The organism is Stutzerimonas chloritidismutans (genome assembly GCF_020783375.1).
Classification (GTDB): domain Bacteria; phylum Pseudomonadota; class Gammaproteobacteria; order Pseudomonadales; family Pseudomonadaceae; genus Stutzerimonas; species Stutzerimonas kunmingensis.
The window spans coordinates 814,442-833,435 of sequence record NZ_CP086067.1 but is presented as its reverse complement, the minus strand read 5'-3'; the positions used below and the strand labels follow the sequence as shown (position 1 = coordinate 833,435).

The 18,994-nt window shown below is 64.1% G+C and carries 15 protein-coding genes; 5 read left to right on the top strand and 10 right to left on the bottom strand.

Annotation, left to right across the window (positions count from 1 at the left end):
* Window positions 1-271: 271 nt before the first annotated feature.
* A complete protein-coding gene (locus tag LLJ08_RS03815) occupies window positions 272-919 on the bottom strand; it encodes a peptidase M15 (protein ID WP_228208252.1) in 648 nt (215 codons plus the stop codon).
* An 818-nt stretch (window positions 920-1,737) separates the two neighbouring features.
* Between LLJ08_RS03815 and LLJ08_RS03810 the strand changes: the two genes are divergently transcribed.
* Window positions 1,738-2,022, top strand: a complete 285-nt coding sequence (locus LLJ08_RS03810) for a hypothetical protein (RefSeq protein WP_228208251.1) — start codon at window positions 1,738-1,740, stop codon at window positions 2,020-2,022.
* A 401-nt stretch (window positions 2,023-2,423) separates the two neighbouring features.
* On the opposite strand, the gene LLJ08_RS03805 is transcribed toward LLJ08_RS03810, so the two are convergent.
* Window positions 2,424-2,879, bottom strand: a complete 456-nt coding sequence (locus tag LLJ08_RS03805) for an NUDIX hydrolase (RefSeq protein ID WP_228208250.1) — start codon at window positions 2,877-2,879, stop codon at window positions 2,424-2,426.
* 224 nt (window positions 2,880-3,103) lie between these two features.
* Between LLJ08_RS03805 and LLJ08_RS03800 the strand changes: the two genes are divergently transcribed.
* Window positions 3,104-3,718, top strand: coding sequence for a LysE family translocator (locus tag LLJ08_RS03800; RefSeq protein ID WP_228208249.1), 615 nt, complete (start codon window positions 3,104-3,106; stop codon window positions 3,716-3,718).
* Window positions 3,719-3,909: 191 nt separating this feature from the next.
* Here LLJ08_RS03800 and malK read toward each other — a convergent pair whose 3' ends face one another.
* The 3 genes from malK to LLJ08_RS03785 form a co-directional block, all read right to left on the bottom strand.
* On the bottom strand, window positions 3,910-5,025 hold the full coding sequence (gene malK, locus LLJ08_RS03795) for a maltose/maltodextrin ABC transporter ATP-binding protein MalK (RefSeq protein WP_228208248.1): 1,116 nt from the start codon (window positions 5,023-5,025) through the stop codon (window positions 3,910-3,912).
* 82 nt (window positions 5,026-5,107) lie between these two features.
* Complete coding sequence (locus LLJ08_RS03790) at window positions 5,108-6,736, bottom strand: alpha-glucosidase (protein ID WP_228208247.1); 1,629 nt, start codon at window positions 6,734-6,736, stop codon at window positions 5,108-5,110.
* Between the two features lie 144 nt (window positions 6,737-6,880).
* Window positions 6,881-7,429 (bottom strand): sugar O-acetyltransferase, encoded by a 549-nt coding sequence (locus LLJ08_RS03785; protein ID WP_228208246.1) that lies wholly within the window; start codon window positions 7,427-7,429, stop codon window positions 6,881-6,883.
* Between the two features lie 175 nt (window positions 7,430-7,604).
* On the opposite strand from LLJ08_RS03785, the gene LLJ08_RS03780 reads away from it, so the two are divergent.
* Window positions 7,605-8,228: a glutathione S-transferase family protein gene (locus tag LLJ08_RS03780; RefSeq protein ID WP_228208245.1), complete on the top strand. Its 624-nt coding sequence runs from the start codon at window positions 7,605-7,607 to the stop codon at window positions 8,226-8,228.
* Between the two features lie 38 nt (window positions 8,229-8,266).
* On the opposite strand, the gene LLJ08_RS03775 is transcribed toward LLJ08_RS03780, so the two are convergent.
* The 5 genes from LLJ08_RS03775 to malE form a co-directional block, all read right to left on the bottom strand.
* The gene (locus tag LLJ08_RS03775) at window positions 8,267-8,695 is read right to left on the bottom strand and encodes a hypothetical protein (RefSeq protein WP_228208244.1); all 429 of its coding nucleotides are present in this window, start codon (window positions 8,693-8,695) and stop codon (window positions 8,267-8,269) included.
* Window positions 8,696-8,831: 136 nt separating this feature from the next.
* Complete coding sequence (gene malT / locus LLJ08_RS03770) at window positions 8,832-11,579, bottom strand: HTH-type transcriptional regulator MalT (RefSeq protein WP_221103231.1); 2,748 nt, start codon at window positions 11,577-11,579, stop codon at window positions 8,832-8,834.
* 99 nt (window positions 11,580-11,678) lie between these two features.
* Window positions 11,679-12,569, bottom strand: a complete 891-nt coding sequence (malG, locus tag LLJ08_RS03765) for a maltose ABC transporter permease MalG (protein WP_179485742.1) — start codon at window positions 12,567-12,569, stop codon at window positions 11,679-11,681.
* 10 nt (window positions 12,570-12,579) lie between these two features.
* Window positions 12,580-14,145 carry a maltose ABC transporter permease MalF gene (malF, locus tag LLJ08_RS03760; RefSeq protein WP_228208243.1) on the bottom strand — a complete coding sequence of 522 codons (1,566 nt, stop codon included), beginning with the start codon at window positions 14,143-14,145 and terminating at the stop codon, window positions 12,580-12,582.
* Between the two features lie 67 nt (window positions 14,146-14,212).
* Complete coding sequence (gene malE, locus LLJ08_RS03755) at window positions 14,213-15,400, bottom strand: maltose/maltodextrin ABC transporter substrate-binding protein MalE (protein ID WP_228208242.1); 1,188 nt, start codon at window positions 15,398-15,400, stop codon at window positions 14,213-14,215.
* A gap of 252 nt (window positions 15,401-15,652) precedes the next feature.
* Between malE and LLJ08_RS03750 the strand changes: the two genes are divergently transcribed.
* Together LLJ08_RS03750 and LLJ08_RS03745 are read left to right on the top strand one after the other, a co-directional pair.
* Complete coding sequence (locus LLJ08_RS03750) at window positions 15,653-17,722, top strand: alpha-amylase (RefSeq protein WP_228208896.1); 2,070 nt, start codon at window positions 15,653-15,655, stop codon at window positions 17,720-17,722.
* Window positions 17,719-18,834 carry a protein kinase family protein gene (locus tag LLJ08_RS03745; protein WP_228208241.1) on the top strand — a complete coding sequence of 372 codons (1,116 nt, stop codon included), beginning with the start codon at window positions 17,719-17,721 and terminating at the stop codon, window positions 18,832-18,834. Before LLJ08_RS03750 ends, LLJ08_RS03745 begins: the two co-directional genes overlap by 4 nt.
* Window positions 18,835-18,994: the final 160 nt, after the last annotated feature.

Sequence of the window (18,994 nt, the reverse complement as noted above, 5' to 3'; positions counted from 1 at the left end):
GGTCCCAAAACGATAGCAATTCGGACGCCCCGACAAGGGCGATTAATGCCCGAGCCGAACAGCCTGAGGAAGCGAGTATGCATTAATGAAAGCGCGCTTGAAGGCCATCCTTGACGTGCAGCAGCACCGCTAAGAGATGCTGCGATAGCCACAGTATCTTTGTGCCATCATCGGGTAAAGCTAAACCCCTAGCGGTCCGCTAAACGGATCTATGCAGATCCACTCGCTCAACTTGAAGCTACTTCGAGCGAACGACCATGCCGGTTTGAATTTATTCCAAGCTGGCTAACCAAGGCCGGATGATCGCTTTGCGCTCCTCTAAACTAAGCGTGGCGACGCCCTCCTTCACCAGCGCCCGCTTATCTCCGGTATGCGGATTCGCCACATAAGTGCTGATAGAGGGCAGCGTTTTCGGATTCGCGCTCCACCGTAAATTGAACGCCGCCAGTTTTGGAAACCAGAACTGGCTGGCGTAGGGCAAATTGTCGTGAATCCACCAAGCCAGCGGCGTCCAGTCCTGCCGCTCCTCATACCAGGGCAACAACGCCGGCACCACAACACAAGCGGTCGCACCCAGATAGCCGTCGGTATCCAAGTAATCCCAAATATGCCCACCGAAGTTGCTCTCATTTGCGGCGCAACTATATTGGTTTTTGTTTTCTGCGCCCTTCGCATTAACTGCCGGAGCCCGATAGGCGGAGCGAATGCAGATCCGGCCAAAACGATCTTGGAGCGGCTCCAGCAATAATTCGCAAAGCTGACGCCCAGCTTCAATGGCACGGTCAGGGTAATCCGGGATGTTGGGAATGCCTTCAATCTGCGAGATTTCCGAATACAGGAAATCGCGCATGAAGAAGTGTTTGGAGAGCCTTACGCGTCCTAGGTCCTCTAGGGCGGCTACCGTAGCCGGTTTTTTCATCTGTATTTGCTCCTTGTTACCGCGCTGGTCTGCAATTGTCTTTGCCGACCGCCATTTCAGTTGCAGGCTGAACGGCTCGCTTGTTGAGTCAGTCGCTCACACAATATGTCCACAGAGAGGACACATCTAGTCTAGCTACGTGTACAGGTAAAGTTTACGGACGGACTATTTCCCGTGATAGCTCCTTGCGGACCAGGCCGCATAGCCGTAAGGGCCTCCCTCTACCGTTAAACGGCAGCTTGAAAGGTGCGGGATTAGGATTACATGGCAAACGCTGTCCTATGGAGGCTGGCACCGACCAGGCAGCTGCAGACTCCGAGTTAAAGAATCAAGGCAAATGGTGCGCAACGTTGAAACGTCCATTTCCGTGCGTACCAGCTTGCGTACCAGACTTTTGCGTACCGACCACGGCACAGCTTTACCGCCCTTAGCGTTCTTGATTCAGTGGTATCCAAAATTGCGGTATCCAAGCTGGTATCCAGTCAAACCAGCAAATTTCGAAGGTTTGGGTGTGTATATCTAGCATTGGTTGGGGCCATGAGGGCCATGAGGGCCATGAGGGCATCATGAACTCATTTCGAGACTACTTGCGGCAGCGACTCCGCCTACCAGATTGGACAGAGCGACAGAGTCCGCAACTGGCTGTAAAGGCAAGAGTGCATCCATTCTCACTGCGTTATGTTCGGCGCCGGTTCAGATGCCTCGAAAGCAGTCATTCCCGAGTCGGACGTGCAGGCAACCAAGGTCAGCAGGCATAGACTAGCTTACGAAGAACCCGATGCACCCCGTAACCGTCGCATGGAATCGTCGGAGACACTATGAACACTCTCACGCTCGCAAGCGTCATCCTGATCACCGGCTTTGTTCTAGTCGGCCTACTGCTGTATTTCAGGCAACGCCCTAAACAGCACCGCGCCGCCGCGATAGATCAAGAGCAGCCAAGTAGGGACGAAACAGATGATGCGGAGGATCGTGCGTATGCTGAGAATTTTTACTGCATCATGCTGACTGACGGAACCTGTCGCCCCGGCTTCATGATGGACCCGCCGAAACAGGCACCCGACGTACGAAAGCAGGGTGAAAAGTTGCCGCCCGAATCATGAATGCATGGCGGCTTGACTCGGCTTGGGAGGTTCGCACATTCAGCGAGGCGACCAAAGACATAAGGACCGGCCCGCAATGGCCTTCTGGAAAAAGTCGAAAAAAACAGCCCAGCAGCTAGAAAAATGTATCCCTACATGTATCCCTTAGATTTTATAAACCAGTAAAAGATATAAGTATCAGTAGGTTACGATCCGAGTTCAGGTGACCCCGGCACCAAATACAAAGCCCCGAGAATCTCAAGATTCTCGGGGCTTTTTTTCGTGTATCGGAAAATACTGGAGGCCTCGGCACGCTTCCCCTTGCACGTTCACGCTCTCGTGCAAGGCTTTAGTAGCGACTCGGCCACTCCGCTGGGTCACCCCACCGCTAACCCCGTCCTAGAAGTGAACGCCGATCAGAATCAGCTGCTGCACTGACGATCACTTAAGAGAGCGCCCAGAAGTTCAGGCAGCCACGTGGGCTTGAATAGGGATGCGGTCTGGTCTTGCAGTTCGTTCAAGCTCCACCACTTCCATTTCTGAATGGTGCTCTTTTCTTCTTCGGTCCATTTTGCCGCGAACACGCTCGTGTCCGCAGGGCATTCCACGAGGAAGTACTTCTCCAGCCAGCGCGCCGGTGTCGAGCGTGCTACGGCATATACCTCATCTCGTTCTTTCAGCAGCTTTCCGACGTGAAGCGTTAGGCCGGTCTCCTCATACAGCTCCCTTGCTGCTGCATCGGCGTAGCTTTCGCCAGGTTGTAGCTCGCCCCCGGCGGTCGCCCAGAAGGGCGCTTCATGCTCGTCTTTGTACAAGAAAAGTAAAAGGCGTCCATCAGCATCCACGATGAACAATCGAGAGGATTTTCTGACCTGCATTCGTACCTCACTGTGGCTCCGAGCGAATGCGCCATAACCGACGCGAAGCGCCAGACTACCGCGGTTGACTCTCGCGGGGCAGACGGGGTCCAGCGCTCAGGTCTCGAGGCTTTCGCGGCAGCGGCCTTCGACGAACCATGCGATGCGATAAGCGCCCGGTTGGGGCGGTGCCCGTCAATGCTCTATGCTGGTTCAGTCGATCAGCCCCTTATCAAGGAGCCCAAATGCCCAGCCTCGAATATCTGACTACCTGCCTGGTCGTCGTGCTGATACCCGGCGCGGGGGTGATATATACGGTTTCGACGGCGCTGATGCACGGCCGTCGCGCCGGTATTCTGGCCGCGACAGCCTGTACGCTCGGGATTCTGCCGCATCTGCTGGCGACCATTCTCGGTATCGCGGCGATCCTGCATTCCAGTGCGCTGGTCTTCGAGACTCTGCGCTATGCCGGTGCTGCCTACCTGCTCTATCTCGCCTACGCGACCTGGCGTGAACGCTCTGCGCTGGCGGTGGGTGGCGATAGTGAACCACTCAGGGTTCGATCATTGGTTGCTAAGGCGCTGCTGGTCAATTTGCTGAACCCGAAACTGACCATTTTTTTCCTGGCCTTCCTGCCGCAATTCATCCGGCCGGGCGCCGGCGATGAGCTTGGGCAGCTGCTCGTTCTCAGCGCGACTTTCATGCTGATGACATTCGCGATCTTTACTGTCTACGGCCTGCTGGCGCACGCCTTCCGCAAGGCGGTCATCGAATCGCAGCGCGTTCAGGCCTGGCTGCGCCGGGGCTTCGCGGCATCATTTGCCGGTCTCGGTGTGAACCTGGCCTTGGCCGACAGATGAGCCCCCAGGCCTTTGACGCGACCAAGCAAACGCCACGGCAACGGTTCTAGCTTCACCGATCAGGCGGACCGTGCCTCTCTGTATGACGTCGGCACTGAGCAGCCTGAAGGAGCCGATTTACCGCACTCGATCAGGCGCAATTAGAGCTGGCCTAGCTAAACCCTGCCGCCAGACCAGCGGGGCGGTCTCACTCACCCATAAATCGCCGGCTCCCGATAGTGCCGGGCGCAGGCCTCGCCGTTTTCACGGAACAGGTGGCATTTGTCGGCTTTTAGCCCGGCGGCGAAGGTTTCGCCTTCGGTGACACGCAGATTGCCGTCGACGCAGAGGGTGATGACGTCCTGCAGGCGTTCCAGGGTGAGGTACAGCAGGTTGTACTGGCCCAGCCGTTCGGCCACGGTGATCTGGCCGTGGAAGGTGAAGTCGGCTTCGTCCGGCATGACGAAGTGTTCGGGGCGGATGCCGAGGGTGAGCGGGTCGCCAGCGCTGACGGCGCTGCCATCCACCGGCAGGGTCAGTGGATAGCCGCTGGGCAGTTCCACGGTGACGGCTTCCGGGCTGGCGGAGATGGCGCGCACCTCGACGAAGTTCATCTGCGGCGAGCCGAGGAAGCCGGCGACGAAACGGTTCTTCGGGTAGTGGTACAGGTGCAGCGGTTGGCCGACCTGGGCGATTTCGCCGGCGTTGAGCACGACGATCTTGTCGGCCAGGGTCATGGCTTCGACCTGGTCGTGAGTCACGTAGATCATGGTGGAGCGGATGCGCTGGTGCAGACGGGCGATCTCGATGCGCATCTGCACGCGCAGGAAGGCGTCGAGGTTCGACAGGGGTTCGTCGAACAGGAACACCTTCGGCTCGCGGACCATGGTGCGGCCGATGGCGACGCGCTGGCGCTGGCCACCGGAAAGGTCCTTGGGTTTGCGTTCGAGCAGTTTGTCGAGCTGCAGGATTTCCGCGACCGCTTCCACGCGACGGGCGACCTCGCGCTTATCGACGCTGGCGAGCTTGAGGCCGAAGGCCATGTTCTCGGCCACGGTCATGTGCGGATAGAGGGCGTAGGACTGGAAGACCATGCCCACCGAACGATCCTTGGGCGGCAGGTCGTTGACCCGCTGGTCACCGATCAGCAGATCGCCCGAGGTGATGTCCTCCAGCCCGGCGATCAGTCGCAGCAGGGTGGATTTGCCGCAACCGGATGGACCGACGAAGACGACGAACTCACCGTCCTCGATTTCCAGGTCGATATGCCGGGTGATCGGCGTACCGTCGTAACTCTTGCAGATGTCGCGCAGCGTGACACTGGCCATCGTTGTTGTTCTCCGTTGGATGCCGCCAAGCTCTCGTTATCTGGTGCAGCGGAGGGCCAACCCCGCCGCTGCCGGATCTCCCTCAACCCTCGAGACGCACGTAGCCGAAACCATGGGCCGGCAGGCGCGCCCATTGCCCATCGTATTCGGCGAAGCTCGCCGGCACGTCCACCAGCGGCACCGCCTGGGCCGGCAGCTCGTAGCTGCGCGGTAGATCGCCGAGGTTGAACAGGCACAGCCAGACCTCCCCCCCGAGCCGGCGCTCGAACACCAGCAAGGCGTCGTCATGGTAGACCATGCGGATGTCACCCTCGATCAGCAGACGCTGCTCGCGCCGCCAGCCGAGGAAGCGCCGGTAGCAGTTGAGCATCGAGTGCGGATCGGCTTCCTGCGCCGCCACGGAAAGCGAACGGTGCGAGTCGTCCACCGGCAACCACGGCTGGCTGCCGGTGAAGCCGGCATGGTGCGCCTCGCTCTGCCACGGCATCGGCGTGCGGCAGCCGTCGCGGCCCTTGAATTCCGGCCAGAAGGTAATGCCGTACGGATCGACCAGATCCTCGTAGCGCAGTTCCGCTTCCGGCAGGCCCAGCTCCTCGCCCTGATAGAGGCAGACACTGCCGCGCAGGGACAACAGCAGTGCCATCAGCAGCCGGCCGCGCTCCGGGTCGGGCCGGCCGTCGAGGGCCCAGCGCGTCATCACCCGCACCACATCGTGGTTGCCCATGGACCAGCACGACCAGCCGTCAGCCAGTTCGCGCTCGATGCCCTCGACGGTATGCCGGATATAGGCCGGGCTGCACTGTTCGGTCAGCAGGTCGAAGGAGTAGGCCATGTGCAGGGTGTCGCCGCCGCTGGTGTAGGCGGCCATGGTGCGCAAGGATTCGTCGCAGCCGATCTCGGCCACCGAGGAGGCGCCGGGATAGCGCTGCAGCAGGGCACGCAGACGGCGAAGGAATTCCAGATTCTCCGGCCGCGTCTTGTCGTAGATGTGGCGCTGGTAGGCGTAGGGGTTGTCGATGCGCACGCCGATGCTGCCCTCGCGGATCTCGGTGTTCGGCGGGTTGTCGCGCAGTTCGGCGTCGTGGAAGTAGAAGTTCGCTGCATCCAGGCGAAAACCGTCCACACCGAGCTTGAGCCAGAACTCCATGTCGTCGAGCACCTGATCCTGCACGGCCGGGCAGTGGAAATTCAGGTCCGGCTGGCTGGAGAGGAAGTTGTGCAGGTAGTACTGCCGGCGCCGGCTGTCCCAGCTCCAGGCCGGGCCGCCGAACACCGACAGCCAGTTGTTCGGCACGGTGCCGTCCGGCTTGGGATCGGCCCAGACGTACCAGTCGGCCTTGTCGTTGTCGCGGCTGGAACGGCTTTCGACGAACCACTGATGCTGGTCGGAAGAATGGTTGAGCACCTGGTCGATCAGCACGCGCATGCCGCGTTCGTGGCAGGCCTCGACCAACCGGACGAAGTCGTCCAGCGTGCCGAACAGCGGATCGACGCCGCGGTAGTCGGCCACGTCGTAGCCGAAATCCTTCATCGGCGAGGTGAAGAAAGGCGACAGCCAGATGGCGTCGACGTTGAGGCTGGCGATGTAGTCCAGCTTGTGCAGCACGCCGGGCAGGTCGCCCACGCCGTCGCCGTTGCTGTCGAAGAAACTACGTGGGTAGACCTGATAGATCACCCCGCCGCGCCACCAATTCTGAAGTTGCTCGGACATGCCACGTTACCTATGAGTGACCAGTGAAGATGTGGCCACTCTAGGTGCGGCATCCGGTCGCAACATCCTCCGGCGGCGAGCTCTTGCAGGCGTAAGGGCCGGGCGTAGACGGCTCTCTTGCCGAGGGCGTAGACAGCGAGCCGGTCAGCGCATCCGCGCCGGGTTGCCGACCACCGTGGCGCCGGCCGGCACGTCACGGGTCACCACACTGCCGGCGCCGATCACCGCATCGTCACCGACCGTCACGCCGGGGAGGATGATCGCTCCGCCGCCAATCCAGACATTCTTGCCAATACGGATCGGCCGGCCGAACTCGACGCCCGAGCGGCGTGCTTCAGGGTCACGCGGGTGATCGGCGGTGTAGAGCTGCACCGCAGGACCAATCTGCGCACCGGCGCCGATATGCACCGCGACCACATCGAGAATCACGCAGTTGAAGTTGAGGAAGGCGCCCTCGCCCAGGTGGATGTTGTAGCCGTAGTCGCAGTGGAACGGCGGGCGGATCACCGCGCCGGCGCCGACCGCAGCCAGCCGCTCGGCCAGCAGCGCCCGACGCTCGTCCGGCGAGGCCGCCAGCGCTGCATTGTAGCGCACCATCCAGGCCTTGGCCGCGGCCTGATCGGCAAGGATCTCCGGGTCACCGGGGTAGTACAGCTCGCCGGCCAGCATCTTCTGTTTCTCGCTCATCGCCATGGCAACGCCTCCATCTCTGAAGGCCCGAGGGTGCCACAGCCTGGCGCTGCGCTCCTCCTCCCCCGCCCGGCGGTGAGCGGGCGAGGCGATGGACGGTTCGGCCCGGCGCCTTCGCATCCACCGGCGGGCTCGACTAGGGTTGATGCACTGTCCAATCGCCTCTGGAGCACTGCCTGTGAAACTGATCGGTCGCTACATGTCGCCTTTCGTCCGCCGCGTCGGCGTCAGCCTGCATCTGTTGGACATACCATTCACCAACGAACCGCTCAGCGTCCTGACGGATAGTCTGAAGATTCGCGAATACTCGCCGCTGGGTCGCTTGCCGGCGCTGGTGCTGGACGATGGCCAGGTGCTCATCGACAGCAACGCCATTCTCGATTATTTCGATCAGCAGGCGGGCGCCGAGCGCGCACTGCTGCCGCTGGCCGGCCCCCAGCGCAGCGAGGCGATGAACCTGCTGGCCTTCGCCGTCGGTGCCTGCGAGAAAACCGTGGCGGCGTACTACGAACGCGATCGGCGGCCGGAAGGGCTGGTCTGGGACGACTGGTATCGTCATTGCGAGGATCAGGCACGCGGCGCACTGGCATTGCTGGACGCTTGCCAGGCCGAACGCGGCGAACGACCGTTGCTGGGCGAGTGCCTGGGTCAGGTGGATATCAGCGCGGTGGTCGCCTACGACTTCGCCCGTCTCACCCTGCCCGACACGCTGGCGCCGGACGGCGCCTTTCCGCATCTGGCCTCAGCCTCGCAGCGCGCCAACGCCCTGCCCGCCTTCGCCCAGACGCAGTGGAAGGGCTGAGCGGAGTCCTGACGCAGCACAGCCCGGTCGCCACCCGCTCAGCGCGGCGCGCGTACCTGGGCCACCACCTCGTCCAGGGTCGGGTTGGCCTTGCCCATGCCATTGAAGAACACCGCCGGAATGCCACCGTTTAGCACCGCGACGGTGCGCTGGAGCTGGGCCTGCTGTTCGGCGTCGGGGTTGGTGGCCTCGGTAGTGAAATGACTGGAACGCTGCACTGCGATGCCCAGGCGCGACAGCCCGGCCGCCAGCTCGTCGGCGCGCCGCGCTGCGTCGGAAGGGCAATTGACCGGTGCGAAGACCATCACCACACCCGGGCGCGCGCCACCGGGCATCGCCACCGAGATGAACCCCGAGGGGCTACTTGTCGTGCCTGCCTGGAGCAGCATCTCCTGCTGATGGCCGCTCCACAGCTTGTAGCCGAGGCCCAGGACGGCGGCGATAAACAGCACGCGGGTCAGGCTCATGGGCGGCCTCCGTCGTGCTGTACTGCGCCCGGCGCGCGCCGGGCGGTTCGATGAGCTGTCGTCATCATCCGCCACATCCCTGTTGTGCTGTACGGCCCGCGAGCATAGCCGGTCGCCTCGGCGGCGGCGAGCGGCGCTAGTCGCCCTGAATCTTGCTCAGCAGGTCGCGCGCCAGCTGCACCGCTTCGCTGCGGTGGGTGATGTTGAGCTTCTGGTAGAGGCTGCGGATGTGCGTCTTGATGGTGGTGGGCGCAACGTTGAGGTGATCGGCGATCTGCTCGTTGGACTGCCCGGCGTGGATCAGGCTCAGCACCTGCCATTCGCGCCGGGTCAGCGGTGAGCGGCGGATCAGCTCCGGCACGTCGGGGCGATTGATGATGTCCTGGATCACCGCCTCGTCGAGGGTGATGCGGATGGCGCGGCTGAAGTCGCGCTGCTGCTGCGCCAGCTGGATCAGCCGCGTGGCGCGCTGGGCTTCCGGTTCGTCGAGGGTGCGCTCGTGCAGCAGGCACTTGAGCATGCCGATGATCGGCTTGCCGACCCGCAGGAAGCTGCCAACGGCGCCGCTGCCACTGGCCAGGGTCATGGCCCGTTGCAGGTGATCCAGCGCCTGCTGGCGTTCTTCACGCAGCCAGTGCAGCTGCGCCAGAAGGATGTGGTTGCGGTTGCGATCCATCACCAGGCCGTGGCGCTCGGCGTCGGTCAGCAACTGGCGCAGGATCGGCAACGCGCTGTCCAGCTGCCCCAGCGCCACGTGGGCACGGGCATGGTTGCGCGCGTTGAGCTGGGAGAAGTGGTTGGCGCCGGCGCTGACCGGCGGCGCGCTGATCAGCCATTGGCGAATCGCCTCACGATCCTGGCTGGAATCCCAGTAGGCGAGCATCACCGCATGAGCATTGGCCAACCAGTCGATGTGGTAGCGGTCGTCGGCGAGCATCGTCTGCATCTGGCTGATGTAGTCGGCACAGGCGTTCTGCTGACCGCGGGCGTAGGCGACGCCGGCCAGCAGTGCGTGGCTCTGCAGGCGCCAGCGCTGGTCGCCGAGCTCGTCGAGAATCTGGATACCCTGCAGTGCGCACTGCTCGGCGGCATCCAGCTGGTGCCATTCCAGCAGCACCTGGCCGCGCACCCGGTAGATGAACTCGACGATCGGCGTGGCCTGCAGGTTCTGCTGTTCGATGTACTGGATGGCCCGTTCCTGCAGGGTGTAGGCCTTCTGCAGATGGCCCTGGGCGATGGCGATCTCCGACAACTGGCCGAGGCTCCAGACCACCAGATGCGAGGCGTTGATCTCACGGGCGCGGCGTTCGGCTTCCTCGTACTGCTTCTGTGCCTGCGGCAGTGCACCCTGGACGAAATGCACCTCGGCCAGGCCGGACATCGCCGCCACCCGCGAGGTGCGCATGATCAGCGGCTCGCAGGTCAGCGCCTCCTGAGCCAGGGCGATGGCGCGCTGCTCGTCGCCCTGGTTCATCGCCACCTGCGCGCGCACCGCGTTGAACTCGCAGACGATGCGCGCCCAGTCCTGCTCCGAGCAGCTGCGCTGCAGGGCCAGTTCGGCGGCCTTGAACCAGCGCTCGACGTGATCGAACTGGTAGGAGTTCTGTGACACCCAGGCCTGCAGGAGAGTGAGCAGCGGCGAGCCGGCGATCACCGGCTCCGGCAGGGTTTCCAGGCACTGCTGCAGCAACCCGAGACGGCCTTGACGATAGAAGGCACGCCCATGGCGCTGCAGGATTTCCGCAACCTGCTGCGGGTCGCCGGCCTGCACCGCGTGCCGCGCGGCTTCCTCGGGCATGCCCTCGGCCAGCAACGCCTCGGCGGCGCGCAGATGCAGCTGGTTGACCCGCTGCGGCTGGTGGGTGCGCAGCTCGCCCTGCAGGAACACGGCGAACAACGGGTGATAGCTGTACCAGCGGCGCAGGCTGTCCAGCGGCTGGATGAACAGGCCGCCGCGTTCGAGCCGTTCGAGCATCTCGCGACCGTGGCAGGCTTCGGTCAGGCGGTCGGCCAGCGCCGCATCGAAGCGGTCGAGCAGGCAGGTCGCCTCGAGAAAGCCGCGCAGGTCTTGCGGCAGGCCGTCGATCACCTGTTCGCGCATGTAGTCACGGATATCCGGGTGGCCGAGCAGCAGGTTTTCCAGGAACAGGTCCATGCCACGGCTGGTCTGCACTTCCTGCAGCGCCAGCTGCAATGCGCAGGGCCATCCACCGATGCGGCGGTTGAGCCGCTCGACCTGCTCGCGGTTGATGCTCACCGGCACGCCCAGCTCCAGCAGGGCCTGCACCTCGTCGTCCTCGAAGGCCAGCTGGCGGGCATCGAGCAGCAGCAGCTGATGCTTGACCCGCAGCTCGGCCACGCCCAGCTCCGGCAGCCGGCGGCTGCACACCAGCAGGGTCATCCAGCTCGGCATATGCCGCAGGAAGAAACGCAGCCCGGCGATCAGCTCACGCTCGTGCAGGACTTCGAACTCATCGAGCACGATCAGGATCGCCTCGTGCTCGCCCGGCAGTTCGGCCAACAGCTGGGTGAACAGCGCATCCAGCGAGACCTGTCCCTGCTCGGCGAGTGCCGCGGACAGCGGGCAGCCGGCATCGAGCTGGCGGTCCAGCGCCTGGGTGAGGTAGCGGCCGAACTGCAGCGCCAGGTTGTCGCTGGCATGCAGCTGCAGCCAGGCGACGCGTCCATCGAAGGCCCGCGCCCACTGCGCAGCCAGGGTGGTCTTGCCGAAGCCGCTGGCGGCGTGCAGCACGGCCAGGCGTACCTGCGGTAGGCGCAGCTGCCACTCGTCCAGTCGCGGGCGTTCGAGCAGGCCCGGCGGCAGCACGGGGATCGCCAGCTTGGTGGGGATCAGCGGCAGCAAGGCTGGCATCGAGGCATTCATGGACGGCTCCCTGTTCTCGTTATTGTTCTCGTCGTGGCCTGGCGCACCGGCTCGCATGGCGTCCGCTCCCCGGTCTGGCGCCCTGTTTCGCTACATCCTTCAGCCCTTCACGCCGCCCGCGGTAAGACCGCCGACGATCCACTTCTGGCAGTAGAGGAACACCGCGGTGATGGGTATCCCGGAGAGCACCGCCGCCGCGGCGAAATCGCCCCACAGGTAGTTCTGCGGATACAGGTACTGCTGGGCGCCCACCGACAGAGTGAGTTTGTCGACGTCCATCAGCAGCACCGAGGCGATGGGGTACTCGGTGACGCTGGTGATGAACGCGAGGATGAACACCACCGCCAGGATCGGCACGCTCATCGGCAGCAGGATATGGAAGAACGCCTGCCAGGTGGTCGCGCCGTCGACGATGGCGGCCTCCTCCAGCGAGGCATCGATGCTCTCGAAATACCCCTTGATGGTCCAGATGTGCAGTGCCATGCCGCCCAGCGAGGCGACGATCACCGCGCCGTGGCTGTTCACCCCGAGCCAGCTGACGTGCTGGCCGAGCTGGTCGAACAGCGCGTAGATGGCCACCAGCGAGAGCACCGGCGGGAACATCTGGAAGATCAGCATGCTCTTCAGGATCGGCGCCTTGCCGCCGAAACGCATGCGCGCAAAGGCGTAGGCGCTGGTGGTCGACAGGAGCAGGATCAGCACCGAGCTGGCCAGCGCGATCTTCACCGAATTCCACAGCCACAACAGCACCGGGAACGGCGGCTGGGTGACGCTGCCGTCGTCATGGGTGTAGGGGATGCCGAGAGCCAGCGACCAGTGCTCCAGGGTCGGGCTCTCGGGGAACAGGCTGCCGGTGGCGAAGTTGCCTTCGCGGAAGGAAATCGAGATCACCATCAGCAGCGGAAAGAGGATCACCGCCACGAACGCCAGCAGCGCCGCGTGGGTTGCCCACAGCCGGTAACGGGCGGATCTGGGTTGCACCATGGCCATGTGGGTCTCCTTATACCTTCACTTTCGAGAGTTTGAGGTTGAGCAGCGCCATGGCGCCCACCAGCAGGAAGATCATCGTGGCAATCGCCGCGGCCAGGGCAAAGTCCTGCCCGGAATCCTGGAAGGCGATGCGGTAGGTGTAGCTCACCAGCAGGTCCGTGGTGCCGGCCGGCGTGGTCGCACCGATGATGTCCGGGCCACCGCGGGTCAACAGGGTGATGAGCACGAAGTTGTTGAAGTTGAAGGCGAAGCTTGCGATCAGCAGCGGCATCAGCGGCTTGATCAGTTGCGGCAGGGTGATGCGCAGCAGGTTGTCCAGCGGACTGGCGCCGTCGATGGCCGAAGCCTCGTATTGGTCCCGCGGGATCGCCTGCAGGAGACCCATGCACAGCAGCAGCATGTAGGGGTAACCGAGCCAGGTATTGACGATGAGGATCATCGTGCGCGCCAGGGCCGGGTCGCTGAACCAGTCCGGGCGCATGCCGAACAGACTGTCGAGCAGCAGGTTGATCTCGCCGAAGTTCTGGTTGAACAGGCCGCGGAACACCAGGATGGAAATGAATGCTGGCACCGCATACGGCAGGATCAGCATCAGCCGGTAGAACGCCTTGCCGCGCACCAGCTCCCATTGCAGCAGGCTGGCCAGCACCAGGCCAACGGCGAGGGTGAAGACCACCGTGAGGCCGGCGAAGGCGAAGGTCCAGGCGAATATCTGCATGAAAGGTTCGCGGATGCTCGGTTCGGTCAGCACCCGGGAAAAGTTGGCGAAGCCGGTGAACACGGTAAAGCCCGGTGGCACCGCCTTGCCCGCCTCGTCGACATAGAAGCCGCGCTCCATGTCGGCGGTCAGCCGCGCGCCGCTGCGGGTGTCGACCAGAACGCCGGGGCCATCCTGACGATAGACGGGTTGCACGGCGGCGACTTCACGCAATCCGTACAGGCGCAGCAGGCTGCCATCCGGCACCTGCATCACCCATTGCTCCAGGGCTTTGCGCCGCTGAATCACCTCGCGCAACGCCAGCGCATCGCCCAGCCCCTCGACGCTTTCGGCCGGCTGCAGGAGCAGCGGCGATTCGGCGTCAGGCTCGCCGGTCAGCGGCGGGCTGACGAACACGCCCTGCTCGCCCTTGTCGATGCGCAGGCGCTCGCCCTCCGGGCTCGGGTGCAGGCTGAAGCGGAAGCGCTCGCCAGCGAGGTAGGTCTGGCTCAGGTGATACTGCTCAACCTGGGCCTGACTCAGCAGATTGGTGCCACTGTAGTTGGTGAAGCCAATGCCCACCGTATAGAGCAGCGGGAAGATGACGAATACCAGCATGCCCGCCACCGACGGGAAGATGTAGCGCTGGGCGTACATGCGCCGATTGATGAACAGGTAGCTGGCGATGCCGGTGACCACCAGCCCGAGCAGAGCGAAGGCCATCTGCTTCTGGACGTAGAGCGCGACCACCAGATACAGCGCGAAGGCGTTGAAGGCCAGCCAAAGCAGCCAGCGCAGGCCGGTGGTCAGGGAGCGGGGCAGGCCCCGGGGAGTCGAACGGGTCATGGCAGGGCTGGGCAACTCGGCACGGGCATTCACGGGAGAAGAACCTTTATGAACGGAGCTTAGTCTGCCGGCGCGCCTGTGCAGGCGGCCGGCGAGCGGTTCAACGGGTGATGCGCTTGGCGGCATCGTCCAGGGCGGCGTCGACATCCTGTCGACCGGAAGAGATGTTGGTCAGCGCGGCAGCCATGGCCGACCAGAACGCCCCCATCTCCGGCACATTGGGCATCGGCTCGCCCATCTGGGCGTTCTCGAAGGTCGCCTTGATGTGCGGGTTGACAGACAGCTCTTCCATGTAGGCGGTGTTGGCCACGGCGCCCAGCGGCACGTCGGCATTCACCGTCTTCAGGCCCTCGACCTGCAGCAGGTAGTTCTCGAGGAATTCCACGGCCAGGTCCTTGTTCGGGCTGGCCGCGTTGAGCAGTGCCGCAGCGACACCGACGAAGGGCTTGCTCGGCTCGCCATCGACCGCCGGGATCGGTGCCACGCCGAAGTCGATACCGCTTTTCTCGATGTTCGACCAGGCCCAGGGACCGCTGATCATCATCGCCGAGTCACCCTTGTTGAAGGCCGCTTCGGCCACGCTGTAATCCGCGCCCTTGGGCATCACGCCCTTGTCGATCAAATCGCGCAGCACCTGTGCACCGGCCTTGGCGCCGGCGTTGTTCACCCCGGTGGACTTGACGTCGTAGCCGCCGTCGGTCTGCTCGAACACGTAGCCGCCCTTGGCCGAAAGCAGCGGCCAGGTGAAGTAGGTGTTGTTGTAGTCCCACAGGATGGCGCGCTTGCCCTGAGCGGCAAGCTTCTCGTTGAGCGCCATGACGTCATCGAAGGTCTTGGGCGGGGTGTCCACCAGCGCCTTGTTGTAGATCAGGCCGATGGTTTCCACCGAAATCGGGTAGCCCCACAGCTTGTTGTCGTAGGTCACCGCCTGCCAGGAGAAGTCGGCGATGCCCGACTTGGTCTCGGCGCTGGGGCTGACGGGGGTGAGCAGGCCGCTCTTGGCCCATTCGCCTATGCGGTCGTGGGCCCAGATAAAGATGTCCGGGCCGTTGCCGGTGGCGGCTGCCTGTTGGAACTTGTCGGTGGCGCTGTCCGGGTGGGCCACTTCGACGGGAATGCCGGTTTCGGCGGTGAACTTCTTGCCGACTTCGGCCAGGCCTTTATAGCCCTTGTCGCCGTTGATCCAGACGACCAGCTTGCCTTCCTCGATCGCCGCCAGCGCCGGTAGCGGCAGGCTGAAGGTGGCCGCCAGGCCGACGGTGGCGATACACCAGAATTTCTTGTTCATGCTTCGCTTTCCTCGTGGCTTCTTATTAGTTGTTCCACCTGCTGCCGGCCTGAGGCTCTGGCAGTCGTTCCATCCTCGGCGCGTCCTGGGCCATGTGCATCCTCCTCCCCGAGGGGGCGGAGGGCGTAGAAGCGGGGCGTAGACAGACCTTCGAAACGGCACAAAATACGCCATCAGCCTGGCGTTTACGCCTATACCCGACTGCCAACGTGCGGTCAAATGTAACGAAAAAGCATAATGGAGCCACATTTGATGCGTGCCCACCGGTTATCCGCCCTGCCGCTACTGTTCGGCCTCGCCCTGCCCTTGTCCGGCCTCGCCGCTCCCGAGCTGAGCGTTCGCCTGAACGACCAGCCGCTGTCACCGAGCTGGAACGCCCTGGCAGCCGATCGCTACGACACGGAGCTGGAACTCGAACCCGGTCGGCTGCATGTGGCGATGCCGCAAGCAGGCGTCGAAAACACCGCGCTTGCGCCGTTCCGTCGTCAGCCGCTTGGCAAAGACAGCGCCTACCGCTACGAAGTGCCCGAGGCGGGGCGCTATCGTTTGATCGTCGAGACCGGCGCCTCAGCGGCGCTGCGCCTGTTACCAGTCAAGGCCGCCGAGCCGAAGGCAGCGGCACCGGTCTGCCAGGCCTGGGATGGCAGACCGGTAAACGTGGCGGTTGGCGACGTGTTCCGCGATGGCTATACCCTGCGCGATGCGCTATCCGGCGCCACGGCGGTGGTGCGCAACGGCCAGGTGACACTGCAACCCGACGCCGGCAGCGACGGCCTCTTGCTGCTCGAAGCCGCCGAGCCGGCCAAACCGGCACCGCGCGACTGGCGTAACGCGATCGTCTACTTCGTGCTCACCGACCGCTTCGCCAACGGCGATCCAGGCAACGACCGCAGCTATGGCCGCGAGCCAGACGGGGCCGACGAAATCGGCACCTTCCACGGCGGCGACCTCAAGGGGCTGACCGAACGGCTCGACCATATCGCCAGCCTCGGCGTCGATGCGCTGTGGATCAGTGCGCCCTACGAGCAGATCCACGGCTGGGTTGGCGGCGGCGATAGCGGCGACTTCCGCCACTACGGCTACCACGGTTATTACGCGCTGGATTTCACCCAACTCGACGCCAACATGGGCGACGACAACGACCTGCGCACCCTCATCAGCGCGGCCCATGCCCGCGGCATCCGCGTGCTGTTCGATGTGGTGATGAACCATCCGGGCTATTCGACCCTGCAGGACATGCAGCAACAGCGCTTCGGCGCCCTGCGCGACGGCATGGCCGAGTATCTGCCCGAGCAATGGAGCACCTGGCAGCCGGAAGCCCACGAAAATCTGCACGCCTACCACAACTTGGTGGACTACGAGCACCCGAGCTGGTCTGCCTGGTGGGGCCGCGACTGGGTGCGCGCCGGCATCGCCGATTACGACACACCGCCCAGTAGCACGGTTGATCCGCTCAAGGGCTCGCTGGCCTTTTTGCCGGATTTCCGTACCGAGTCCGAAGCCATCGTCGAGCTGCCCGAGTTTCTCGCGCGCAAGGCGCAGACCCGTGCCGAGCCGCGCGAGGGCTATCGCGTGCGCGACTACCTGATCGAATGGCTGACACTCTGGGTCCGCGAATACGGTGTCGATGGTTTCCGTGCTGACACTGTCAAGCACGTCGAGCCATCGACCTGGGCCGAATTGCGCACCGCTGCCGAGCGCGCGCGTGCTGACTGGGCGCGCGCCAACCCGGACGACCCCATGGCCGGCGAGCCGTTCTGGATGGTCGGCGAAGTATTCGGCCACGGCCCGGAGGCCAGCGACTACCTGGACCAAGGCTTCGACGCACTGATCAACTTCGACTTTCAGGAGCAGGCCGTAGCCGCCAGCGACTGCCTCGCGGCCGCCGAGCCCAGCTACGCCGACTATGCCCGGCGCCTGGCCGAGACGCCCAGCCATAACCTGCTGAGCTATGCCTCGTCCCACGACACCGCCCTGTTCAACCAGTTGGCCAAGGGCGACCTGACCCGCCAGCGCGGCCTCGCCGCCGCCCTGCTGCTGGCGCCCGGCGCAGTGCAGGTCTACTACGGTGACGAAAGCGCCCGCGCCTTCGGGCCCAGTGGCTCGGACCCGTATCAGGGCACCCGCAGCCCGATGAACTGGGCCGAGCATGAGCGACCCGAGGTCGCCGCACTGATCGAGCACTGGCAGCGAATCGGCCAGTTCCGTGCGCGCCACCCGGCCATCGGCGCGGGAACGCATCGCCTGCTTTCGCCCAGCCAGCCCTATGCCTTCGCCCGCGTACTGGGCGCGGACAAGGTCATCGTGGTGCAGGCCCGATGAGTGCCGCCTCGCTGACCGCAGCGGCACGGCGTCAGGCCCAGCTGGCCTTTCTTGCCAGCGGCACCGAGTTTCGCCTGGGCCGCGTGGAGGATTGCCCGCTGCCACCGGAACAACTGGCGGCGGTGCGCGGCGACGAGCCCTGGGTGCGTGCCTGCCTCGATGACGGTCTGACTGCGCGCGTCTACCGCGTACAGCTGGATGGGCGCGACTGGGCGCTGAAGGTCGCCCGGCGGCCCTGTCGGGTGCAGAACTCCGACGGCCAGACGAGCTTTCTCAACGAGCTGCAGCGCCGCCGCGACCTTGCCCGGCTGATGCGCACGCCGGAGCAGGCCGAACGCCTGGCCGGCATCGTGCCGACGCAGTACGCCTCGCTGCAGCAGGGCATCGTGCTGTCGCCCTGGGTCGAAGGCCGGCGCATCGATCGCTGGGATGAGCGTCAGCTCGTCGAGCTGTTCGACCTGCTGATCGTCTTGGTGCTGGCTGGCCTGTTCGAGTGGGATCTGGCACCGGGCAACACCCTGGACGATGGCCGCATCCGCCTGTTTGATTTTGGCTACCTCTACCCCTTCGACCCGCTGCGCCAGTACAACAGCGACGGCCTGGCCTCGCCTGGCTTTCATCCCGCCGAACGTTTCGAGACACGGCAGCTGTTTGCCTGCCTGCTGCGTATGGAGCAACAAAGCGAGACATGGGCACTGGCCGATTTCGAGCTGGAGAAACGCATCGCGCTGGATGCCTACCAGCGGTTGCATCGAGAGCTGACTGGCCGCGGCGCAAGCGAAACGGTATTGGACTGGCTGAGCGGCCTGATGCGTCGCTGGCGCAACGCGCTGGCTGGCGATCTGGGCGGGCTGTACCTGCAGGAAGCCTGGCGCTCGCACTGGCTGGACGTCAAGGACGACCTCAGCGGACAGAGCTGCACGCCACTGACCCTGCAGCGCCTGGCCTGGCTCCGGGATAAAGCCACCACCCAACATGCCGAGCTGCTCGCCAACGGTGCGCTGGCCAACGAACGACACCCAGACCGCGAAGCGCTGCTGAACGACCTGCGCCTGGCGGAAGCACAGGCAGTAGGCTGGCAGCTGGGCGATATGCAGAGCGCCGAAGGGTAGTGAGCTGCGCTGCTGCGGCAGCGGTGGAAAGTGCGCTAGCCGAGGGGGACGTTGCCTGACCGAAGCGCTGAAACGCTGGGCTTCAGCCCATCGCGACGGTGCCAGCGACGAAAAGAGCCCGCCTCACGATGGCGAGGCGGGCCGCAGATACCGCGTCCGG